This window comes from Streptomyces tanashiensis (genome assembly GCF_014648895.1).
GTDB classification, from domain to species: domain Bacteria; phylum Actinomycetota; class Actinomycetes; order Streptomycetales; family Streptomycetaceae; genus Streptomyces; species Streptomyces tanashiensis.
This window is the reverse complement of record NZ_BMRZ01000005.1, coordinates 95,609-115,398: the sequence shown is the minus strand read 5'-3', so window position 1 is coordinate 115,398 and position 19,790 is coordinate 95,609. Positions and strand designations below refer to the sequence as shown.

Annotated in this window: 23 protein-coding genes and 1 pseudogene; 15 read left to right on the top strand and 9 right to left on the bottom strand. The window is 73.7% G+C overall.

Translation table 11 applies throughout. The features are described 5' to 3' along the window. Positions 1-4 precede the first annotated feature (4 nt). The 4 genes from IE237_RS18355 to IE237_RS18340 all read left to right on the top strand — a co-directional run bounded on the left by IE237_RS18355 (position 5) and on the right by IE237_RS18340 (position 5,188). Positions 5-1,231 (top strand): ferredoxin-like domain-containing protein, encoded by a 1,227-nt coding sequence (locus IE237_RS18355; RefSeq protein ID WP_189803348.1) that lies wholly within the window; start codon positions 5-7, stop codon positions 1,229-1,231. Positions 1,232-1,245: 14 nt separating this feature from the next. Further along, positions 1,246-1,881: a precorrin-8X methylmutase gene (locus tag IE237_RS18350; protein ID WP_189803347.1), complete on the top strand. Its 636-nt coding sequence runs from the start codon at positions 1,246-1,248 to the stop codon at positions 1,879-1,881. Next, positions 1,878-3,371 carry a precorrin-3B C(17)-methyltransferase gene (gene cobJ / locus IE237_RS18345; RefSeq protein ID WP_189803085.1) on the top strand — a complete coding sequence of 498 codons (1,494 nt, stop codon included), beginning with the start codon at positions 1,878-1,880 and terminating at the stop codon, positions 3,369-3,371. Before IE237_RS18350 ends, cobJ begins: the two co-directional genes overlap by 4 nt. A 119-nt stretch (positions 3,372-3,490) precedes the next feature. Beyond that, positions 3,491-5,188 carry a fibronectin type III domain-containing protein gene (locus IE237_RS18340; RefSeq protein WP_189803084.1) on the top strand — a complete coding sequence of 566 codons (1,698 nt, stop codon included), beginning with the start codon at positions 3,491-3,493 and terminating at the stop codon, positions 5,186-5,188. On the opposite strand, the gene IE237_RS18335 is transcribed toward IE237_RS18340, so the two are convergent. Continuing rightward, positions 5,178-5,903, bottom strand: coding sequence for a cobalt-precorrin-6A reductase (locus IE237_RS18335; protein ID WP_189803083.1), 726 nt, complete (start codon positions 5,901-5,903; stop codon positions 5,178-5,180). The genes IE237_RS18340 and IE237_RS18335 overlap by 11 nt on opposite strands. Positions 5,904-5,915: 12 nt before the next feature. Between IE237_RS18335 and IE237_RS18330 the strand changes: the two genes are divergently transcribed. The 3 genes from IE237_RS18330 to IE237_RS41720 are packed head-to-tail and all read left to right on the top strand — an operon-like array spanning position 5,916 to position 7,809. Next, positions 5,916-7,034, top strand: coding sequence for a cobalt-precorrin-5B (C(1))-methyltransferase (locus IE237_RS18330; protein WP_189803082.1), 1,119 nt, complete (start codon positions 5,916-5,918; stop codon positions 7,032-7,034). A 41-nt stretch (positions 7,035-7,075) separates the two neighbouring features. After that, positions 7,076-7,690, top strand: a complete 615-nt coding sequence (locus tag IE237_RS18325; RefSeq protein ID WP_189803081.1) for a GNAT family N-acetyltransferase — start codon at positions 7,076-7,078, stop codon at positions 7,688-7,690. Positions 7,691-7,734: 44 nt separating this feature from the next. Beyond that, positions 7,735-7,809 (top strand): 50S ribosomal protein bL37, encoded by a 75-nt coding sequence (locus IE237_RS41720; protein WP_099895366.1) that lies wholly within the window; start codon positions 7,735-7,737, stop codon positions 7,807-7,809. A 27-nt stretch (positions 7,810-7,836) separates the two neighbouring features. On the opposite strand, the gene cobM is transcribed toward IE237_RS41720, so the two are convergent. From cobM to IE237_RS18310, 3 genes are read right to left on the bottom strand one after another with little or no spacing between them, the layout of a single operon-like run. Continuing rightward, entirely contained in the window at positions 7,837-8,586 is a 750-nt protein-coding gene (gene cobM, locus IE237_RS18320) for a precorrin-4 C(11)-methyltransferase (protein WP_189803080.1), read from the bottom strand. Further along, complete coding sequence (gene cbiE / locus IE237_RS18315) at positions 8,583-9,818, bottom strand: precorrin-6y C5,15-methyltransferase (decarboxylating) subunit CbiE (protein WP_189803079.1); 1,236 nt, start codon at positions 9,816-9,818, stop codon at positions 8,583-8,585. Before cbiE ends, cobM begins: the two co-directional genes overlap by 4 nt. 43 nt (positions 9,819-9,861) lie before the next feature. Further along, on the bottom strand, positions 9,862-10,005 hold the full coding sequence (locus tag IE237_RS18310) for a DUF6126 family protein (protein ID WP_189803078.1): 144 nt from the start codon (positions 10,003-10,005) through the stop codon (positions 9,862-9,864). Between the two features lie 99 nt (positions 10,006-10,104). On the opposite strand from IE237_RS18310, the gene IE237_RS18305 reads away from it, so the two are divergent. The 4 genes from IE237_RS18305 to IE237_RS18290 all read left to right on the top strand — a co-directional run bounded on the left by IE237_RS18305 (position 10,105) and on the right by IE237_RS18290 (position 12,767). Beyond that, entirely contained in the window at positions 10,105-11,184 is a 1,080-nt protein-coding gene (locus IE237_RS18305) for an LLM class flavin-dependent oxidoreductase (RefSeq protein WP_189803346.1), read from the top strand. A gap of 4 nt (positions 11,185-11,188) precedes the next feature. Beyond that, positions 11,189-11,812, top strand: a complete 624-nt coding sequence (locus IE237_RS18300; protein ID WP_189803077.1) for an FMN reductase — start codon at positions 11,189-11,191, stop codon at positions 11,810-11,812. Positions 11,813-11,890: 78 nt separating this feature from the next. After that, on the top strand, positions 11,891-12,331 hold the full coding sequence (locus tag IE237_RS18295) for a universal stress protein (protein ID WP_189803076.1): 441 nt from the start codon (positions 11,891-11,893) through the stop codon (positions 12,329-12,331). A gap of 64 nt (positions 12,332-12,395) precedes the next feature. Beyond that, positions 12,396-12,767 carry a VOC family protein gene (locus tag IE237_RS18290; protein ID WP_189803075.1) on the top strand — a complete coding sequence of 124 codons (372 nt, stop codon included), beginning with the start codon at positions 12,396-12,398 and terminating at the stop codon, positions 12,765-12,767. Positions 12,768-12,774: 7 nt separating this feature from the next. Here IE237_RS18290 and IE237_RS18285 read toward each other — a convergent pair whose 3' ends face one another. The 5 genes and pseudogenes from IE237_RS18285 to IE237_RS18265 all read right to left on the bottom strand — a co-directional run bounded on the left by IE237_RS18285 (position 12,775) and on the right by IE237_RS18265 (position 16,963). After that, positions 12,775-13,638 carry an ABC transporter permease gene (locus IE237_RS18285; RefSeq protein WP_189803074.1) on the bottom strand — a complete coding sequence of 288 codons (864 nt, stop codon included), beginning with the start codon at positions 13,636-13,638 and terminating at the stop codon, positions 12,775-12,777. Then, a complete protein-coding gene (locus IE237_RS18280) occupies positions 13,635-14,603 on the bottom strand; it encodes an ATP-binding cassette domain-containing protein (RefSeq protein WP_189803073.1) in 969 nt (322 codons plus the stop codon). The genes IE237_RS18285 and IE237_RS18280 overlap by 4 nt, the downstream gene beginning before the upstream one ends. A gap of 122 nt (positions 14,604-14,725) precedes the next feature. Beyond that, positions 14,726-15,130, bottom strand: coding sequence for a hypothetical protein (locus tag IE237_RS18275; protein ID WP_189803072.1), 405 nt, complete (start codon positions 15,128-15,130; stop codon positions 14,726-14,728). A gap of 146 nt (positions 15,131-15,276) precedes the next feature. Then, a pseudogene (locus IE237_RS18270) lies at positions 15,277-15,609 on the bottom strand (RrF2 family transcriptional regulator); the annotation flags it as partial. Positions 15,610-15,631: 22 nt separating this feature from the next. Next, positions 15,632-16,963: an aminotransferase-like domain-containing protein gene (locus tag IE237_RS18265; protein ID WP_189803071.1), complete on the bottom strand. Its 1,332-nt coding sequence runs from the start codon at positions 16,961-16,963 to the stop codon at positions 15,632-15,634. Between the two features lie 89 nt (positions 16,964-17,052). On the opposite strand from IE237_RS18265, the gene IE237_RS18260 reads away from it, so the two are divergent. The 4 genes from IE237_RS18260 to IE237_RS18245 are packed head-to-tail and all read left to right on the top strand — an operon-like array spanning position 17,053 to position 19,772. Next, positions 17,053-17,850 carry an alpha/beta fold hydrolase gene (locus IE237_RS18260; RefSeq protein WP_189803070.1) on the top strand — a complete coding sequence of 266 codons (798 nt, stop codon included), beginning with the start codon at positions 17,053-17,055 and terminating at the stop codon, positions 17,848-17,850. A 37-nt stretch (positions 17,851-17,887) separates the two neighbouring features. Continuing rightward, positions 17,888-18,316 carry a DUF7144 family membrane protein gene (locus IE237_RS18255; RefSeq protein ID WP_189803069.1) on the top strand — a complete coding sequence of 143 codons (429 nt, stop codon included), beginning with the start codon at positions 17,888-17,890 and terminating at the stop codon, positions 18,314-18,316. A gap of 11 nt (positions 18,317-18,327) precedes the next feature. Next, a complete protein-coding gene (locus IE237_RS18250; protein WP_189803068.1) occupies positions 18,328-18,756 on the top strand; it encodes a hypothetical protein in 429 nt (142 codons plus the stop codon). A gap of 5 nt (positions 18,757-18,761) precedes the next feature. Beyond that, entirely contained in the window at positions 18,762-19,772 is a 1,011-nt protein-coding gene (locus tag IE237_RS18245; RefSeq protein WP_189803067.1) for an endonuclease/exonuclease/phosphatase family protein, read from the top strand. Positions 19,773-19,790: the final 18 nt, after the last annotated feature.

Sequence of the window (19,790 nt, the reverse complement as noted above, 5' to 3'; positions counted from 1 at the left end):
GGGTATGCTCGCCGCCATGCCGCCCACCCCACCCCCGACGCCCGATCCGGGCGAAGCTCGCATACGGGACCGTGGCGACGCCTGCCCCGGGGCGCTGCGCCTGCACCCCGCCGACGACGGACGCCTGGCCCGACTGCGCCTGCCCGCAGGACGCCTGACGTCCCATCAGGCCGAGGTCCTGGCCCGCGCCGCCGAGACCCTCGGCGACGGCAGGATCAGCATCACCTCGCGCGGCAACGCGGAGCTGCGCGGCCTCGCCGAGGACTGCGGGGCGGAGCTGGCATCCCTCCTGGCCGGGGCGGGCCTGCTGCCCTCGCCCACCCACGAACGCGTCCGCAACATCGTCGCCTCGCCCTGCGCGGGCCTCGACGGACTCGGGTACGCGGACGTGCAGTTGTGGGCGCGCGCCCTGGACACCGCGCTGTGCGCCGAACCCCGGGCGGCATCCCTCTCGGGACGGTTCCTGTTCGTCCTGGACGACGGACGCGGGGACGTCGCCGGACTCGGCGGCGATGTGAGCTTGATCGCAGGACAGGACGGGTCCGCCCTGCTCCGCCTCGGCTCCCGGCACTTCCGCCTCGCCGCCGCCGACGCCGTCCGGGCCGCCCTCACCGCCGCCCTCGCCTTCCTCGACGCCGCCGAGGCCGCCGGGAACGGGGCCTGGCGGCCCCACGAACTGCCCGAGGCGCACACACCCGACTGGGCCGGGGCCCTCACCCGGGCCGGGATCACGGCGGAGCCCGTATCCGCACCGCCGCTGCCCGTGTCGCCGCCGCCCGCGCCCGGGCCGCTCGGCGACGGCGCCCTGCACGTCCTCGCCCCCCTCGGCCGGCTGACCGCCGACGGGCTGCGGGCCCTGGCCGACGGAGCCGACGAGCTCCGGCTCACGCCCTGGCGCGGGGCGGTCGTGGTGACCGACCCCGCCAGGCTCCCCGCCCTGGAGCCGTACGGCCTGGTCACCCGGCCCGGCCTGCCCTCCGTCGGGGTCAGCGCCTGCACCGGACGTCCCGGCTGCGCCAAGTCCCTCGCCGACGTACGGACGGACGCCGGCCTGGTCCGCCACGGAGGCCTGCCCGTCCACTACTCCGGGTGCGAGCGCCGCTGCGGCCATCCGCGCGGCACCTGGGTCGACGTCCTCGCCACCGGCGACGACAGCTACCTGGTGGACGGCGTCCCCACCCCCCGTACCGCCCTGCCCGAAGCAGTGACCAAGGCCCGCACGACGAGATGAGCGAGAGCACCAGGATGTTCGACTACGAGAAGGACGGGACGGAGATCTACCGCCGGTCCTTTGCCACGATCCGCGCCGAGGCGGACCTCGCGGGCCTGCCCGCCGACATCGCCCAGGTGGCGGTCCGGATGATCCACGCCTGCGGCATGACCGACCTCGTGCAGGACATCGCGTACTCGCCCCGGGTCGTCGCGAACGCCCGCGAAGCCCTGCGCGCCGGCGCGCCCATCCTCTGCGACGCCCAGATGGTCGCCAGCGGCGTCACCCGCAAGCGGCTGCCCGCCGACAACGAGGTGCTCTGCGCCCTCTCCGACCCGGCCGTCCCCGGTCTCGCCGCCGAGCTCGGCACCACCCGCTCCGCCGCCGCCCTCGAACTGTGGCGGGACCGCCTCGAAGGCTCCGTCGTCGCCATCGGCAACGCCCCCACCGCCCTCTTCCACCTCCTGGAGATGGTCGCGAAGGGCGCGGGCCGGCCCGCCGCCGTCCTCGGCATCCCGGTCGGCTTCATCGGCGCCGCCGAGTCCAAGGACGCGCTCGCCGAGAACACCCTCGGTCTCGACTACCTCGTCGTACGCGGCCGGCGCGGCGGCAGCGCGATGACGGCCGCCGCGATCAACGCCCTCGCCCACGAAGCGGAGATCCAGGCATGACCACCGTGACCGGCAAGCTGTACGGGGTCGGGCTCGGCCCCGGCGACCCGAACCTGATGACCGTCGCCGCCGTGAAGGCCATCGCCTCGGCCGACGTCATCGCCTACCACTCGGCCCGCCACGGCCGCTCCATAGCGCGCTCCATCGCCGCCGAGCACATCCGCGAGGACCACATCGAGGAGCGGCTCATGTACCCGCTCACGGTGGAGACCACGGACCACCCGGGCGGCTACCGGGGCGCCCTGAACGACTTCTACGAGGAGGCCTCGGCCCGCCTCGCCGCCCACCTCGACGCCGGCCGCACGGTCGCCGTCCTCGCCGAGGGCGACCCGCTCTTCTACGGCTCGTACCAGCACATGCACAAGCGGCTCGCCGACCGCTACGACACGACCGTCATCCCCGGCGTCACCTCGGTCAGCGCCGCCGCCGCCCGGCTCGGCGAGCCGCTGTGCGAGGCGGAGGAGGTCCTCACGATCATCCCCGGCACCCTGCCGGAGGACGAGCTGACGGCCCGCCTCGCGGGCACCGACTCGGCGGTCGTCATGAAGCTCGGCCGCACCTTCCCCACCGTGAAGCGGGCCCTGGAACGGGCCGGCCGCCTGGACGACGCCCGCTACGTGGAGCGCGCGTTCATGCCGGGCGAGCGCACGGGCGTCCTCTCCGAGGTCGACCCGGCCTCCGTCCCGTACTTCTCCGTCGCGGTCCTCCCCTCCCGCGTCGACCAGGAGCCCCCCGTCCGGGAGACGGGCGAGGTCACCGTCGTCGGCACCGGCCCCGCCGGGGCGCCCTGGCTCACCCCCGAGTCGCGCGGCGCCCTCGTCAACGCCGACGTCCTCGTCGGCTACACCACCTACCTGGACCGGGTGCCGGTGCTGCGCCCCGGGCAGATCCGGCACGGCTCCGACAACAAGGTCGAGTCCGAGCGCGCCGAGTTCGCCCTCGACCTGGCCCGGCGCGGCCGGAAGGTCGCGGTCGTCTCCGGCGGCGACCCCGGCGTCTTCGCGATGGCCACGGCCGTCCTGGAGGTCGCCTGCGAGCCCGAGTACGCGGACGTGCCCGTACGGGTCCTCCCCGGGGTGACCGCCGCCAACGCGGCCGCCGCCGCCGCGGGCGCCCCCCTGGGCCACGACTACGCGACGATCTCGCTCTCCGACCGGCTCAAGCCCTGGGACGTCATCGAGGCCCGGCTCCGCGCCGCCGCCTCCGCCGACCTGGTGATCGCCCTCTACAACCCGGGCTCGAAGTCCCGCACCCACCAGGTGGCCGCCGCCCGCGACCTCCTCCTCGAACTCCGCTCCCCGGAGACCCCGGTGGTCGTCGCCCGCGACGTCGGCGGCCCCGAGCAGTCGGTCCGGGTCCTCACCCTCAAGACCCTGGACCCCTCCGAGGTCGACATGCGCACCCTCCTCCTGATCGGCTCCTCGCAGACGCGGGCGGTCGAGCGGGGCGACGGCCGCACGATCACGTGGACGCCGCGGCGGTACGGCTGAGATTCGGGGCGCGAGATCCGAGGTGGGGGGCGGGCACAACCCTTCCCCCACCTCGGGAGTCACACAGGAGTTCCCCCGTTTCACCGGTTTCCCATAGGTCCGGAAAGGGCCCTCCCCCTGTGACGACTCGCACCCGGCTGAGCGCGCTGGCCACCACGGCCGCCCTCGCCGCATCCGGCGGACTGCTGACCGCCACCCCGGCCGCCGCGGCGGTCACCTGCACGTCCCCGGTGTGGAAGGCGGAGTACTTCGCCAACTCCACCTTCAGCGGCACCCCCAAGCTGACGTCCTGCGACAGCGCCATCGCCGAGAACTACGGTTCCGGCGACCCGGCGGGCGGCAGGCTGCCCAAGGACAACTTCTCCGTCCGCTGGTCGGTCACCCGCGACTTCGGCTCCGGCGGTCCCTTCACCTTCACCGCCGAGGCCCAGGACGGCATCCGCGTCCACCTCGACGGCGTCCGCAGGATCGACCTGTGGAAGAACGTCACCACCACCCAGAAGAAGACGGTCAACGTCACCGTCCCCGCGGGCAAGCACACGATCACCGTGTACTACGCGGCCTGGACCGGCGCGGCGAACGTCAGGTTCGCCTACGCCCCCGTCACGTCGGCGACCACCGACAAGGTCCGTCCGCTCGCACCGGCCGGCGCGACCGTCGCGTACGACAAGACCCTCGGCAAGGCCACCCTGAAGTGGGCCGCCAACAAGGAGATGGACCTCGCCGGCTACCGCCTCTACCGCCGGCTGAGCACCTCCACCACCTGGACGAAGGTCAGCAGCGCCACCGCACTGATCACGGGCACCTCGTACGTGAACTCCCCGCCGCCGACCGGCCAGACCTACCTGTACGAGCTCCGCGCCGTCGACAAGGCCGGCAACGAGTCCCCGGGCGGCGCCGACCTGACCGTCGTGTCCGTGGACAGGACCCCGACCGCCGCCCCGGCGGGCGTGGCCGCGTCCGACGGCTCCACCGGCGTCGTCCTGGCGTGGCAGCCGGTCACGGGCGCGGCGACGTACACCGTCCACCGGCAGCGCACCGGCACCACCGACCCCGTCGCCCAGGTCGCGACCGGTGTCACCGCCACCACCTGGAAGGACACCGCCGCCGCCGAGCGGACCGGCTACACCTACTGGGTCTCGGCCGTCGACGCCGCCGGCAACACCTCGGCCCGCACCGCCGTCACCGCCACGCGCGGCGACCACGCGCCCGGGGCCCCCACGGGCCTGACCGCGGTGGACACCGGCAGCCACATCCGGGGCTTCGCCCTGCGCTGGACCGCCCCGGCGGACACCGACGTGGCCTCCTACCGTGTCTACCGCAACGGCTCCCTCCTCGGAACCGCCTCCTCCCCCTCGTACACCGACGAGAACGGCCTCTGGCACGGCACGACGTACCGGTACACGGTCACGGCGGTCGACCGGGCCGGCCACGAGTCCCCGGCCTCCGCCGAGGCCGTGGTCACGACCGAGGGCGACCTGATCGCCCCGGCGCCCGTCACCGGCCTCAAGGCGACGCCGCGCGAGGACGGCGTGCTCGTCGAGTGGGACGCGAGCACGGAGCCCGACCTCAAGCGGTACGAGGTCTACCGGGCCGAGAAGTACGACGACGGCGACGGCGGCACCGTCTGGCTCGCCCACCGCGTCGAGTACCTCTCCAGGACGGCCACCTCGTTCCTGCACCCGAGCGACGCGGACGGCGAGAACGTGATGTACACCGTCATCGCCGTGGACCAGTGGGAGAACATGCTCCGGGCCGACGACCCGAGCCTGAACTGGGCCGAGGTCACCGAACTCGGCACGCCCGTCACCCCGTAGCCACCCAGGCGGCGGCCTCCTCCGGGGTCGCCGCCACCGGGACGCCGGAGGGGACCGGCGGGCGGCGGACCACCACCACCGGGACGCCCGCCTCGCGGGCCGCCGTCAGTTTCGGGGCGGTCGCCGCGCCACCGCTGTCCTTCGTCACCACGACGTCGATCCGGTGCCGGGCGAGGATCTCCCGCTCGCCGTCCAGGCTGAAGGGGCCCCGGTCCAGGACGATCTCGGTGCGGGCCGGCATCGGGGCGTCCGGGGCGTCCACCGAGCGGACCAGGAACCACTGCGGGCAGGCCGCGAAGGCCGCCAGGCCCATGCGGCCCGTCGTCAGGAACACCCGGTCGCCCAGGCCCTCCAGAGCACGGGCCGCCTCCTCCAGGGACGCCACCGGACGCCAGTCGTCGCCGTCCCCCGGGACCCAGCCGGGACGGCGCAGCGCCAGCAGGGGAACATGGGCGGTGGCGGCCGCCCGGGCCGCGTTGAAGCTGATCCGCTCGGCGAAGGGATGGGTGGCGTCGATGACCGCGTCCACGGCGTGCCCCGCCATCCACTCCACGAGACCCTCGACGCCCCCGAACCCGCCGATCCGGACCTCGCCCGCCGGCAGCCGCGGGCTCGCCACCCGGCCCGCGAGCGAGCTGGTGACCCGGACCTCGCCGTGCAGCAGTCCGGCGAGGGCGCGGGCCTCGGTGGTCCCGCCGAGAATGAGTATGTGCACAGGAGCCTCTTCGTGACTTCAGGCGGCGGGCGTGAGGCCCAACTCAAGCACACCGGCCTCCGCCCGGGCTGGACGACCGGTGCCTGTGCGACGGCGGCCACCACCGCCGCGTACACCGCCCTGCTGACCGGCGACTTCCCCGACCCGGTGACGATCACGCTCCCGAAGGGCCAGACGCCGGCCTTCGCGCTGACCGCCGAGTCCCTGTCGGGCGGCTCCGCGACGGCCGCCGTCGTCAAGGACGCGGGCGACGACCCCGACGTCACGCACGGGGCCGTCATCCGCTCGACGGTGCGGCTCCTGCCGCCGGGCTCCGGCGTCGTCTTCCGCGCGGGCCCCGGCGTCGGCACCGTCACCCTGCCCGGCCTCCCCCTGGACGTCGGGGAGCCCGCGATCAACCCCGTGCCCCGGCAGCTCATGCGGGAGCACGTCGCCGCGGTCGCCGCCGCGCACGGCGCCCCCGGCGACGTCGAGATCACCGTCTCCGTCGACAACGGCGCCGAGATCGCCCGCTCCACCTGGAACCCCCGCATCGGCATCCTCGGCGGCCTGTCGATCCTCGGCACGACCGGCGTCGTCGTCCCGTACTCCTGCTCCGCCTGGATCGACTCGATCCGCCGGGGCGTCGACGTGGCCCGCGCGGGCGGCCTCACCCACGTCGCGGGCTGCACGGGTTCGACCTCGGAGCGCACGGTCACGGGGATCTACGACCTGCCGGAGATCGCGCTCCTCGACATGGGCGACTTCGCGGGCGCCGTCCTCAAGTACATCCGCCGCCACCCCGTCGACCGGCTCACGGTCTGCGGCGGCTTCGCCAAGCTCTCCAAGCTGGCCGCCGGCCACCTGGACCTCCACTCGGCCCGCTCGCAGGTCGACAAGGCCTTCCTCGCCGACCTGGCCCGCACGGGCGGCGCCCCGGAGGCCCTCGCCGCCGAGATCACGGCCGCCAACACGGGCCTCGCCGCCCTCCGCCTCTGCGAGGCCGCCGCCGTGCCCCTGGGCGACCTGGTCGCCGCCCGCGCCCGCGACGAGGCCCTGGCCGTGCTGCGGGGCGCCCCGGTCGCGGTGGACGTGATCTGCATCGACCGCGCGGGGACGGTCGTGGGCCGCTCGTCGGTGGCGGGGCCGTAATCCGGACGACAGCCGGCGGGGCCGCCACCGAGAATCCGGGGATGACCGACTTCTCGCACAAGCCCACCCTCACCGGCGACCTGGTGGTCCTCCGGCCCGTCACCGAGGCGGACGTGCCCGCGCTGCTGCCCATGTTCGAGGACCCGGAGGGCAACCGGCTGACCGGGAACCACACGCACTTCGACGAGGCGACGCTGGTGAAGTGGTACGGCTCCCGGGGCGCGACGGACAACCGGCTCGACCTCGCCGTGGTCGAGCGGGCGACCGGGCAGGTCGTCGGCGAGGCCGTCCTCACCGAGTGGGACCCCGGCAACGAGTCCTGCGCCTTCCGGATCGCGTTCGTCCCGGACGCCGTCGGCCGTGGCCTCGGCACGGAGGCGACCCGGCTGATCGTCGGCCACGGCTTCGAGACCCTCGGCCTGTACCGGATCTGGCTGGAGGTCTACGCCTTCAACCCCCGCGCCCGCCGCGTCTACGAGAAGGCCGGCTTCAGCCCGGAGGGCGTCCTGCGGGGCGCCCTGCTGTGGGAGGGGGAGCGGGTGGACGCGACGGTGATGTCGGTGCTGGCGCCGGAGTGGACGAGCGGGCCTCCGTCGGACCGTGACGACGACGATCCGGTCGGCACACGTCCATCGGATGCGACCGCCCGCTCCTGAACCTAGGCTGGCCACGGCAGAACCCCCGAGCGAGAGGGAGTCCCATGGCGAAGCGCGGCAACAAGAAGCGGGCCCGCAAGAAGAAGAAGGCGAACCACGGCAAGCGGCCCAACGCCTGAGGCACCGGGCCGCCGCGGTCGGGACCGTCAGCAGGTGTGGCGGTCCCTCGCCGGGTCGTACAGGTGGCTGTCGCGGAACTCCGAGGCCGCCAGCGTGCGGCCCACGATGATGACCGCGGTCTTGGTGATGCCCGCCGCCTTCACCTGCTCCGCGATGTCCTCCAGGGTGCCGCGCAGCACCACCTCGTCCGGGCGGCTGGCCATCGCGACGACCGCCGCCGGGCAGTCCGCGCCGTAGTGCGGGACCAGCTCGGAGACGATCCGGTCGACGTACCGCGCGCCCAGGTGGAGGACGAGCAGGGCGCCGCTGCGGCCGAGGGTGGCGAGGTCCTCGCCCTCCGGCATCGGGGTGGCCTGCTGGGCGATGCGGGTGAGGATGACGGTCTGGCCGACGGTCGGGACCGTCAGTTCCCGCTTCAGCGCCGCCGCGGCCGCCGCGAAGGCCGGGACGCCCGGCACGACCTCGTACGGGATGCCGGCCGCGTCCAGGCGGCGCATCTGCTCGGCGACCGCGCTGAAGACCGAGGGGTCGCCGGAGTGCAGCCGGGCCACGTCCTGGCCGGCCTCGTGGGCGGCGGTGATCTCGGCGAGGATCTGGTCGAGGTCCAGCTTCGCCGTGTCGACGAGCTTCGCGTCCGGCGGGCACTCGGCGAGGAGTTCGGTGGGGACGAGGGAGCCGGCGTAGAGGCAGACCCCGCACCGCGCGAGGGTCCGCGCGCCGCGCACGGTGATCAGGTCGGCCGCGCCGGGGCCCGCGCCGATGAAGTAGACGGTCATTCCTCTGTACAACCCTTCGTTACGGACCATTGCGTGACGGGCATGGCCTGGCGCCAGCCGGTGAAGCCGCCCACGGGCACGGCGGTGGAGACGGCGAGCCGGATCAGTTCGCCGCCGTGGCGGCGGTACCGGTCGGCGAGCAGCGCCTCGGACTCCAGCGTCACGGTGTTGGCGACGAGCCGGCCGCCGGGCGGCAGGGCCTCCCAGCAGGTGTCGAGCAGGCCGGGGGCGGTGAGGCCGCCGCCGATGAAGATCGCGTCGGGGGTGGGCAGGCCGGCGAGCGCGGCGGGTGCGGGGCCGGTGACGACCTTCAGGCCCGGTACGCCCAGGGCGCCGGCGTTGCGCGCGATGCGGGCGGCCCGCTCGGGGGACTTCTCGACCGCGACGGCCCGGCAGGAGCGGTGGGCCCGCATCCATTCGACGCCGATGGAGCCGGAGCCGCCGCCGACGTCCCAGAGGAGTTCGCCGGGGGCGGGGGCGAGGGCGGCGAGGGTGGCGGCGCGCACGTACCGCTTGGTGAGCTGGCCGTCGTGCTCGTACGCCTCGTCGGGCAGCCCGGGCGTGGTGCCGAGCCGGAGCGTGTCCGGGTCGCGTACGCAGTCGAGGGCGAGGACGTGGAGGGCGTCGGCGCGCTCGTACGGCCAGTCGGCGGCGGTGGCGTCGAGGATCCGCTCGGCGGGGCCGCCGAGCTGCTCCAGGACCCGGATCCGGGTGCCGCCCCAGCCGCGCTCGTGCAGCAGCGCGGCGACGCGCGCGGGGCTGTCGGGGCCCTCGCCGAGCAGGAGGAGCCGGCGCCCGTCGTGGAGGGCGGCGGTGAGCGCGTCGAGCGGCCGGGCGACGAGGGAGACCGTCTCGGTGGCCTCCAGGGGCCAGCCGAGCCGGGCGCAGGCGTACGAGACGGAGGACGGGTGCGGCCGGACGTCGAGGCGGTCCGGGCCGACGAGCTCGGCGAGCGTGCGGCCGATCCCGTAGAAGTGGGGGTCGCCGCTGGCGAGGACGGCGACGCGACGCCCCTCGTGGGCGGCGAGCAGACCGGGGACGGCGGGGCGCAGCGGGCTCGGCCAGGGGATCCGGCTGCCGGGGCAGTCGCCGGCGGGCAGCAGGTCGAGCTGGCGGGGGCCGCCGATCAGCACCTCGGCGGCGCGCAGGACGCGGCGGGAGCTCTCGGGGAGCCCGTCCCAGCCGTCCGCGCCGATTCCGACGACCGACACCACCGATATCGCAGCGTTCACGTCGGGGACTTTACGTGAGCCCTGGCCGGGTCTTACCGGACGGTCACTTCTGGGCGTTCTGGCCGACGTAGAAGAGCAGCCAGACGAAGCCGGCGAAGGCGTGGGTGGCGAAGACGTACACGAAGACGCGGAGCATCACGCCCCGCTCCTTCCACTGCTCGTTGTCGTGCGCCGCCTTCTCGGTCATGCGGTCCAGGGTACGGGCCGGAATAGAGGAGGGGGTCGCGCCGTTGGAGCGGATAGTTTAAGCTTCAACCACTAACCAGGAACGCGAGAGGTGAGCACGATGCAGTTCGGGATCTTCACCGTCGGCGACGTGACGGCCGACCCCACCACCGGCCGCACCCCCACCGAGCACGAGCGCATCAAGAACACCGTCGCCATCGCGCTCAAGGCCGAGGAGGTCGGGCTCGACGTCTTCGCGACCGGCGAGCACCACAACCCGCCGTTCGTGCCGTCCTCCCCGACGACCCTCCTCGGGCACATAGCCGCCCGCACGGAGAACCTGATCCTCTCCACCTCGACCACCCTGATCACCACCAACGACCCGGTGAAGATCGCCGAGGACTACGCGACCCTCCAGCACCTCGCCGACGGCCGCGTCGACCTGATGATGGGCCGCGGCAACACCGGCCCGGTCTACCCGTGGTTCGGCCAGGACATCCGCCAGGGCATCCCGCTCGCCATCGAGAACTACGCGCTCCTCCACAAGCTGTGGAGGGAGGACGTCGTCGACTGGGAGGGCAAGTTCCGCACCGCCCTCCAGGGCTTCACCTCCACCCCGCGCCCGCTCGACGGCGTCCCGCCGTTCGTCTGGCACGGCTCCATCCGCTCCCCCGAGATCGCCGAACAGGCCGCCTACTACGGCGACGGCTTCTTCGCCAACCACATCTTCTGGCCCAAGCAGCACACCGAGAAGATGGTCCGCCTCTACCGGCAGCGGTACGCGCACTACGGCCACGGCACCCCCGAGCAGGCGATCGTCGGCCTCGGCGGCCAGGTCTTCCTGCGCAAGAACTCGCAGGACGCGGTACGGGAGTTCCGCCCGTACTTCGACAACGCGCCGGTCTACGGCCACGGCCCCTCCCTGGAGGAGTTCAGCCGCGAGACCCCGCTGACCGTCGGCTCCCCGCAGGAGGTCATCGAGCGCACCCTGTCCTTCCGCGACTACGTGGGCGACTACCAGCGCCAGCTCTTCCTGGTCGACCACGCCGGACTGCCCCTCAAGACGGTCCTGGAGCAGCTCGACATCCTCGGCGAGGAGGTCGTCCCGGTGCTGCGCAAGGAGTTCGCGAACCTGCGCCCCGCCGGCGTCCCCGAGACCGCCCCGCTCCACCCCGCCGTCCTCGCGTCCCAGGAGGTCTGAGGTCATGCAGACGTTGAAGCTGGTCGCCGTGTCCGCCGGACTCAGCGCCCCCTCCTCCACCCGGCTGCTCGCCGACCGGCTGCTGCAGGCGGCCCGGTACCGGCTGGCCGAGCAGGAGTACGCCGTCGACGTCCAGGTCGTCGAACTGCGCGACCTGGCCGTGGACATCGCGAAGAACTTCGTCACGGGCTTCCCGTCGGCCGCGCTCCAGGAGGCGATCGACACGGTGACGTCCGCGGACGGCGTCATCGCGGTGACCCCGGTCTTCACGGCCTCCTACAGCGGCCTCTTCAAGTCCTTCTTCGACCTGATCGACCCGGCCGCCCTGACCGGCGTCCCGGTCCTCATCGGGGCGACCGGCGGCACCGCCCGCCACTCGCTCGTCCTCGACCACGCCCTGCGGCCGCTCTTCGCCTACCTGCGGGCCCTCGTCGTCCCGACCGCGGTCTACGCGGCCTCGGAGGACTGGGGCTCGGGCGGCGACGCGTACACGGACGGGCTGCCGGCCCGGATCACCCGCGCGGGCCACGAGTTCGCGGACACCGTCGCGGCCCGGCCCGCCCGCCGGGAGGACGACGACGAGATCGTCCCGTTCGAGAAGCAGTTGGCCGATCTGCGGTTGGATTGATCGGTTTGTTACGTTGTGGGGGAGGCCCGGGAGGCCCGTAGGGCTCCCGGGGTCCCGACAGCGAAACGGAGGTCGGCGATGGCCGGCGGCAGGATCGTGGTGGGCGTGGACGGATCGGCACCTTCCCTGAAGGCGCTGCGGTGGGCGGCCGCGCAGGCCGCGCTCACCGGGGACTCGCTCCAGGCGGTGATCAGCTGGGAGTACCCGGCGACCTGGGCGAACGTGATGCCGGGCGTCCCCCTGCAGTTCGACCCCGAGGCCCTCGCCCGGCAGATCCTCGACCAGTCCGTGGACGCCACCCTCACGGAGCCCGAAGCCGCCGCCACCACCCGCACGGTCGTCAGCGGCAACGCCACCCAGGCCCTGGTCGACGCGTCCGAGGGCGCGAACCTCCTGGTCGTCGGCGACCGCGGCTACAGCGGCTTCAAGGCGGCCGTCCTCGGCTCGGTCTCCTCCCACGTCACCCAGCACGCGCCGTGCCCCGTGGTGGTCGTACGAGGCGAGACGGCGGACGACTGACGACCGACGACCGGGGGGCCGCCCACGCCGTGCGCCGGGCGGCGTCCCGGCGCATGATGCCGTCATGGACATCAAGCTGGAACTGGTCGCCGTCCCCGTCACCGACGTCGACCGCGCCAAGGCCTTCTACGAGCAGGTCGGCTTCCACGCCGACCACGACGTGCCGGTCGACGACGACATCCGGTTCGTGCAGATGACCCCGCCGGGCTCGGCCTGCTCGATCGCCTTCGGCAAGGGCCTCACCGAGATGGCCCCGGGCTCCCTGGACAACATGCAGGTCGTCGTCACCGACATCGAGGAGGCCCACCGCGAGCTCACCGCGCGAGGCATCACGGTCAGCGACATCTCCGACCTGCCGTGGGGGTCGTTCGTCTTCTTCGCCGACCCGGACGGCAACCGCTGGGCGGTCCAGCAGACCACCCCGCGCGGGAAGTAGCGGTCCGTCACCTGCGGTTGTAGAGCCGCATGGTGACCGCCCCGAAGACGAGCACGAGCACCGCCGACCACCCGAGCGACCAGGCGATGTCCGCGGCCGGCCAGTGGCCCGCCATCAGTTCGCGTACCGCCGTCGCCAGATGGGTCACCGGGCTGTTGTTGACGAAGGCCTGGAGCCAGCCCGGCATCGTCTTCGGGTCGACGAAGACGTTCGACAGGAACGTCAGCGGGAAGATCACCATCATCGAGACGCCCATGACGGACTTCTCGCTGCGCAGCAGCAGGCCGAACATGGTCCAGATCCACGAGAACGCGAACGAGAAGACCAGGAGCAGGGCGACCCCGAGCAGCACGCCCACGATGCCGCCGTCCGGCCGGTAGCCGATGAGCATGCCGACGGTCAGCATCACGGCCGAGGCGATCAGATAGCGGACGACGTCGCCGAGGAGGTAGCCGACCATCGGCGCCGGCCGCCAGATCGGCAGGGTGCGGAAGCGGTCGAAGACACCCTTCTCGATGTCGGTGTTGACCGAGACACCCGTGTACATCGTGATCATCACGACGCTCATCACGAGGATGCCGGGCAGCAGGAACTGGATGTAGGACGAGACGGAGCCGGCCAGCGCACCTCCGAAGAGGTACGTGTACATCAGCACCATCATGATCGGGAACGCCGTCACGTCGAACAGCTGCTCCGGCACGTGCTTGATCTTCAGCATGGCCCGCCAGCCGAAGGTCATCGAGGCGGAGAGCGCGCTGGGGCGCGGCGGCCGGGAGTGGCCCACGAGCAGCGCCGCGAGTTCGTCCGCCTTCGGGGCGACGAAGTCGAGCGTGTCGGCCGACCGGGTGTCCTTGCCGGTGGTGACGGTCATGCCGTCGTTCCTTTCCTGTCCGTCAGTGCCAGGAAGACCTCGTCGAGGCTGGGCTGCCCCAGCGCGAAGTCGTCGACGACGATCCCGGCCCGTGCCAGCTCCGCCAGCGCCCGCGCGGCCTGCTCGGCGGCGCCCAGGTCCGTCCCGTGGCCGTTGACGGTGGCGGTGAGCGCGACCGGGTCGGCGTCCAGCTGGACGGTGGCGTTCAGGGCGCCTCCGAGGACCCGCTCGGCGCCGGGCCGCTGCTCGGGGTCCCGGAGGCGTACGTGCACGGAACCGGAGCCGACGGAGGCCTTCAGCTCGCCCTTCGTGCCCTCCGCGATCACCTTGCCGTGGTCGATGACGGCGATCCGGGAGGCCAGCTGGTCGGCCTCGTCCAGGTACTGGGTGGTCAGCAGGACGGTGGTGCCCTGGGCGACCACCGCGCGGACGATGTCCCAGACCTGGTTGCGGCTGCGCGGGTCGAGGCCGGTGGTCGGCTCGTCGAGGAACAGCAGGTCAGGGGTGTTGAGGATGGACGCGGCGATGTCGATACGGCGCCGCATGCCGCCCGAGTAGTTCTTGACCTGCCTGTCGGCGGCCTCCGCGAGCCCGAACGCGGTGAGCAGCTGCCCGGAGCGCTCGCGGGCGGCGGGCCGCGTGTGGCCGAGCAGCCGGCCGAGCAGGACGAGGTTCTCGGTGCCGGTCAGGTCCTCGTCGACGGAGGCGTACTGCCCGGTGAGGCTCACCCGGCCCCGCACGGCGTCGGCGTCCTTGACGACGTCCCTGCCGAAGACGCTGGCCCGGCCGCCGTCGGGACGGAGCAGGGTGGCGAGCATCTTGACGGCGGTGGTCTTGCCGGCGCCGTTCGGCCCGAGGACCCCGTACACGGTGCCGGAGGGCACGCGGAGGTCGATGCCGTCGACGGCGCGGTTGCTCCCGAAGACCTTGACCAGGCCCTCGGTCTCGATGGCGAGGTCGGTCATACCGTGGATCCTCCGGGAGAAGAGGGCGCGGAGCAGACGCGCGCGAAGGAGAGCGCTCCTCCCAGTCTCCGACGGTCACCGCGGGATCGCCAGAGCGGCGGATCCCGCGGCGGGACGACCCGTCAGTACGGCGCCGGGTGACCCGTGGCGTCCTCGTGGGTGTAGAAGAGGTAGTACGCCGCGGCCCCGGCCACCCCTCCGCTCATCAGCCCCAGCATGCTCGACGAGAACACGCTCGCGCCGCTGAGGCTGTAGAGGAAGCCGACCGCGATCCCCACCAGCGAGCCCCACGCGGCGCCGCGCAGCTCGCGCGGGAGGGCGTGGCCATAGCGCCGGAGCGTCCAGATCCCCACGGCGAGGACGATGGCGGAGATGATGCCGAGCCAGAGCTGGCCCATGGTGGTGGGGCCTCCCTGGCGGACGTTGGTCGCCGCGTAGAGGCCGTAGAGGACGCCGATCGTGACCGGGGCTCCCCAGCCGTTCAGGGTGATGCGCCGCCCGGTCGGTACGGCTGCGTGTGCGGCCATGGCAGGAGCTCCTCGTCTCTCGCCCCCCTGCTTCCCGTTCCCGCACCCTCCAGGGCACACCCGTGGCCGGCGCCCCGCAAGTGGATCAGGCGTCGGGCCGCACCGCGACGGCGTCGATCTCGAAGAGCATGCCCGGGAGGGCGAGCGCGGCGACTCCGCTGAGGGTCTGCGCGGGCCGTCGGCGCCTGGAGCTCCGCGCGCTGCCGGACGTCGTCGAGGGTCTGGGCGGCGAGTTCGCGGCGCCAGGCCGGCTCGGCCCGGCCCATGGCCCCGGCGACGGCGCACTCGGCGGCGTACGTCCGCGGGACTCCCGCCCCCGGTCCCTGCTGCCGGATCTCGGTGCAGCGGAACGCCTCGTCGGGACCTTCGATCGCGGTGACGACGTCCATGAGCGTGATCCGGTCCAGGGCCCGCGCCAGGCGGAAGCCGCCCTTGGGGCCGGAGACGGAGGTGACGATCCCGGCGCGGGCGAGCGCCTGCCGTGGAAGGGCCGGCTCGGGCTCACGGCTCCTCGGCCGCCACCGCCGCCAGGCGGGTCAGGGCCTCGTCGAGCACCGCGTGCGGCGGTGACGCGAGCCCCAGCCTGATGGCGTCGGGTGCCGTGCCGCGGCCCACCGCGAAGGCGCTGCCCGGGGTGACCGCCACGCCCGCGCGTGCGGCCGCCGCCGCCGTGAAGGTCTCCGCGCGCCAGGGCGAGGGCAGCTCCCACCAGCAGTAGTACGCGTGCGGAGAGGTCCGGAGGGCGTGTCCCGCGAGCCGGCGCAGGAGCAGGGCGTGCCGGGCCCCGGTGTCCGTCCGCTTGGCGGCGACGGCCTCGGCGACCGTGCCGTCCCCGGTCCATCGGGTGGCGGCGGCGAGCGCGAGCCCGCCGGCCGTCCAGGCGCCGGAGCGCAGGGCGTCGGCCGCGACCGTACGGAACCGGGCGGGCACCACGAGATAGCCGACGGTCAGACCGGGGGCGAGCCGCTTGGAGAGGCTGTCGACGAGAAGGACCCGCTCGGGGGCGTGGGCGGCGAGCGGCGCGGGCGCGTCGGGGACGAGGAAGGCCCAGGTGGTGTCCTCGACGGCCGTCAGGTCCAGGCGGCGCAGGAGCTCGGCGAGTTCGGCCCGGCGCGCCTCCCCGGTGGTCGTGGAGAGCGGGTTGTGCAGGGTGGGCTGGAGGTAGACGGCGGCGAGGGGAGCGGCCCGGTGGGCGGCCTCCAGGGCGTCCGGCCGTACCCCTTCCGCGTCGAGGGCGAGGGGGACGAGCCGGATGCCGAGGCGTTCCGCGACCGCCTTGACCAGGGGATAGGTCAGGGCTTCGACGCCGAGCCGGCCGCCGGGCGGCACGAGCGCGGAGAGTGCCGCGGCGATGGCCTGGCGGCCGTTCCCGGCGAAGAGGACGCCGTCGGGATCCGGTGCCCAGCCGGGCCGGGCGAGCACGGCCGCGGCCGCCTCCCGGGCCTCCGGGGTGCCGCCTGCCGCGGCCGGCCGGGAGACGGCCTCGGCGAGCACGTCGGGCCGGGCGAGCGCCGCGAGCGCGCGGGCCATCAGCTCCGACTGGCCTTCCGCCGCCGGGTAGTTGAGCTGGAGGTCGACGGGCGCGGCGCCGGTCGCCTCGGCGAGCGCGGGTCCGGGCAGCGGGGGCGCCGCCCGGACGAAGGTGCCGCGCCCGACCTCGCCGACGACCAGACCGCGGCGCGCCAGCTCCCCGTACACCCGGATCGCCGTCGAGTTCGCGATGCCGTGGCGGCGGGCGAAGACCCGCTGGGGCGGCAGCCGGTCGCCGGGGCGCAGCCGCCCGTCCCGTACGGCCGCCTCGACCCGGTCCGCGATCCTCCGGTACTCGTCCACCCGAACCCCTCCCCGATCGCCGGGCACTCATTGCACCGAGAGCAAAGATCTTATTGCACCGAGCAATTGCGGCTGCCTAGCCTGCCGTCATGCGCTTCACCGACACCCTCGCCACCCGGCTCCACTTCGAGGACCAGGGGTCCGGTCCCGCCCTCCTCCTCGTCCACGGCCACCCCTTCGACCACACCATGTGGCAGCCGCAGATCGACCGGTTCTCCCGCACCCACCGCGTCATCGCCCCCGACCTGAGGGGCTACGGCGCCACGCCCCTGGGGGCGTCGACCGGCGCGACCCGCCTCGGTGACTTCGCCGAGGACCTCGTCGCCCTCCTCGACGCGCTGGAGGTCGAGGAGTGCGTCCTCGCCGGGCTCTCCATGGGCGGCCAGACCGCCATGGAGCTCGTCCGCCGCCACCCCGAGCGCGTCCGGGGACTCGTCCTCGCCGACACCTTCCCCGCCGCCGAGACCGAGGAGGGCAGGGCCGCGCGGAACGCCATGGCCGACCGGCTGCTCAAGGAGGGGATGCAGGGGTACGCCGACGAGGTCCTGGACCTGATGGTCGCCCCGTACAACACGCACGCCGCACCGCACGTCCACCGCATGATGCGCGCCACCGACCCGGTCGCCGCGGCGGCCGCCCTGCGCGGCCGGGCCGAGCGCCCCGACTACCGCGCGACGCTCACCACCGTCGCCGTCCCCGCGCTCGTCGTCGTCGGCCGGGACGACACGTACACCCCGGTGGCGGACGCGGAGGAGATGCACGCACTGCTGCCCCACTCCACGCTCACCGTGATCGAACGGGCCGCGCACCTGCCCAACCTGGAACGGCCCGAGGAGTTCGACGCGGCCCTCGACGCCTTCCTTCGCTCACTCGTTCGGCCCAGTTGAAAGTTCGGAAACGTACGAACGCTCCGACGATGGGGCCATGAGCCAGAACACCGCACCCCGCAAGACGGGCAGCACCTCCGGCGCCTGGGCCGCCGGCGGCACCCTCTTCGCCGGCGTCCTCATGCTGGTCACCGGCATCATGGACGTCTTCCAGGGCATCGCCGGCATCGCCGAGGACGACATCTACACCCGCGTCGGCGACTACGTCTTCAAGTTCAACCTCACCACCTGGGGCTGGATCCACCTGATCCTCGGCGTCGTCGTCGCCATCGCCGGCTTCGGGATCCTCAAGGCCGCCGAGTGGGGCCGGGTCGCCGGTATCGCCCTGGCCTCCCTCAACATCCTCTTCCAGTTCCTCTTCCTGCCCTACCAGCCGTGGTGGGCGCTCTTCTCCATGGCCGTCTCGATCTTCGTGATCTGGGCCCTGGCCACGGACGAGGCCTACGGCACGGACGAGAAGTACTGAGGCGCCGGCCGATGGGACGCACGACCGGGATCGCGCTCGCCGCCACCGCCCTCCTCTCCACGCTCACCGGCTGCGACGCCGCCACGGACAAGGCCGGAGAGATCGTCTCCTCCGCGACCGCGGCCGTCGCCTCGGCAGCCCAGGAGAAGATGAACGAGGTCAAGGACGGGGTGAACGCGGGCGGCGACGTCAGCGCCGGACCGACCAGCACCGACGGGGACCGCACGGTCTCCACGATCACCGCGACCAACCCCAAGGACAAGACCGCCGACTACACGATCATGGTCAACTTCCGTGACAGCGACGGCAATCTGCTCGACGCCGTCGTCCTCACCATCGACGGCGTCGAACCCGGAAAGTCCAAGACCGGTACGGCACGCAGCAATCGGACCCTCTCCGGCGATCCGAAGGCGGAGATCGCGCAGGCCCTGCGGCACTGAGGCGCGTGGACCGAGTCCGCACCGCCGAGCCCGTGCCCCCCACCGACCCGGTGAGCCCCCTCCGGCCCAGGCGACGCCTCGCCGCCTGGGCCGCGGGGCTGCTCCTGGCCGTGCCCGCCCTGGTCACCGGCTGCCGGCTGCTCGACACCGACGCCGTCACACCCGTCCCGCAGCTGCTCTCCCTCCTCCCCTGGCTCACCGTCCCCGCCGGACTCGCCGTCCTGCTCGCCGCCGCCGCCCGCCGCCGCGCCCTCTCCCTCGTCGCCGTCGTCGTCCTCGCCGCCACCGCCTGGACACTCCTGCCGTACGGGCCGGACACCACCACCGCGCACGGGCCGGTCGTCGCCCGGCCCCGCGTCCTCGCCGCCAACGTCGAATTCAGCCGCGCCACCGCCGCGTTGATCAGCACCATCCGGCGCGAACACCCCCAGCTCGTCCTCGTCTCCGAGTGCGACCCCGCCTGCGGGCGCGCCCTCACCACCGCGTTCGCCGCCGAACTCCCGCACCACGCCTCCGTCGAGGGCGCCGGCTCCACCGGCTCCGTCCTCCTCAGCGCCTACCCGCTGCGCGACCGGGCCGCCCTCCCCGCGGCCATGGGCATGCCGGGCGCCACCGCCGAGATCGGCGGCCGGTCCGTCCGCGTCCAGCTCGCCCACCCGCTGCCGCCGCTGCCCCGCCAGGTGCACCGGTGGAAACGGGAACTCGCCCGGGTGCGGGACGCCGCCGCCCGCCACACCGGGGGACCCCTCCTCCTCGCCGGAGACTTCAACGCCTCCCAGGACCACGCCGCCCTCCGCGCCGTCCTCGACGCGGGCCGGCTCCACGACGCCGCCCGCCTGGCGGGCGCCGCCCGCACCCCCACCTGGCCCGCGGAAGGCCCCCTCCCGCCCTACGTCCAGATCGACCACGTGCTGGTCAGCGACGACTTCACCGTCCGCGGCGTCCGCTTCCCCCGCCTCGCCGGCACCGACCACCGGGCCGTCCTCGCCGATCTCGACCTGCACACCGGGCGCTGATCCGCCACGCTGGAAGGC

What these genes read in the sequence shown, in the direction of transcription:
- IE237_RS18255 (WP_189803069.1), top strand. Translation starts at nt 17,888, where the DNA reads ATGAGCCAGAACACCGCACCCCGCAAGACGGGCAGCACCTCCGGCGCC.
- IE237_RS18250 (WP_189803068.1), top strand. Translation starts at nt 18,328, where the DNA reads ATGGGACGCACGACCGGGATCGCGCTCGCCGCCACCGCCCTCCTCTCC.
- IE237_RS18280 (WP_189803073.1), bottom strand. Translation starts at nt 14,603, where the DNA reads ATGACCGACCTCGCCATCGAGACCGAGGGCCTGGTCAAGGTCTTCGGG.
- IE237_RS18290 (WP_189803075.1), top strand. Translation starts at nt 12,396, where the DNA reads ATGGACATCAAGCTGGAACTGGTCGCCGTCCCCGTCACCGACGTCGAC.
- IE237_RS18285 (WP_189803074.1), bottom strand. Translation starts at nt 13,638, where the DNA reads ATGACCGTCACCACCGGCAAGGACACCCGGTCGGCCGACACGCTCGAC.
- IE237_RS18325 (WP_189803081.1), top strand. Translation starts at nt 7,076, where the DNA reads ATGACCGACTTCTCGCACAAGCCCACCCTCACCGGCGACCTGGTGGTC.
- cobM (WP_189803080.1), bottom strand. Translation starts at nt 8,586, where the DNA reads ATGACCGTCTACTTCATCGGCGCGGGCCCCGGCGCGGCCGACCTGATC.
- IE237_RS18260 (WP_189803070.1), top strand. Translation starts at nt 17,053, where the DNA reads ATGCGCTTCACCGACACCCTCGCCACCCGGCTCCACTTCGAGGACCAG.
- IE237_RS18300 (WP_189803077.1), top strand. Translation starts at nt 11,189, where the DNA reads ATGCAGACGTTGAAGCTGGTCGCCGTGTCCGCCGGACTCAGCGCCCCC.
- IE237_RS18310 (WP_189803078.1), bottom strand. Translation starts at nt 10,005, where the DNA reads ATGACCGAGAAGGCGGCGCACGACAACGAGCAGTGGAAGGAGCGGGGC.
- cobJ (WP_189803085.1), top strand. Translation starts at nt 1,878, where the DNA reads ATGACCACCGTGACCGGCAAGCTGTACGGGGTCGGGCTCGGCCCCGGC.
- IE237_RS18305 (WP_189803346.1), top strand. Translation starts at nt 10,105, where the DNA reads ATGCAGTTCGGGATCTTCACCGTCGGCGACGTGACGGCCGACCCCACC.
- IE237_RS18355 (WP_189803348.1), top strand. Translation starts at nt 5, where the DNA reads ATGCTCGCCGCCATGCCGCCCACCCCACCCCCGACGCCCGATCCGGGC.
- IE237_RS18350 (WP_189803347.1), top strand. Translation starts at nt 1,246, where the DNA reads ATGTTCGACTACGAGAAGGACGGGACGGAGATCTACCGCCGGTCCTTT.
- IE237_RS18275 (WP_189803072.1), bottom strand. Translation starts at nt 15,130, where the DNA reads ATGGCCGCACACGCAGCCGTACCGACCGGGCGGCGCATCACCCTGAAC.
- IE237_RS18295 (WP_189803076.1), top strand. Translation starts at nt 11,891, where the DNA reads ATGGCCGGCGGCAGGATCGTGGTGGGCGTGGACGGATCGGCACCTTCC.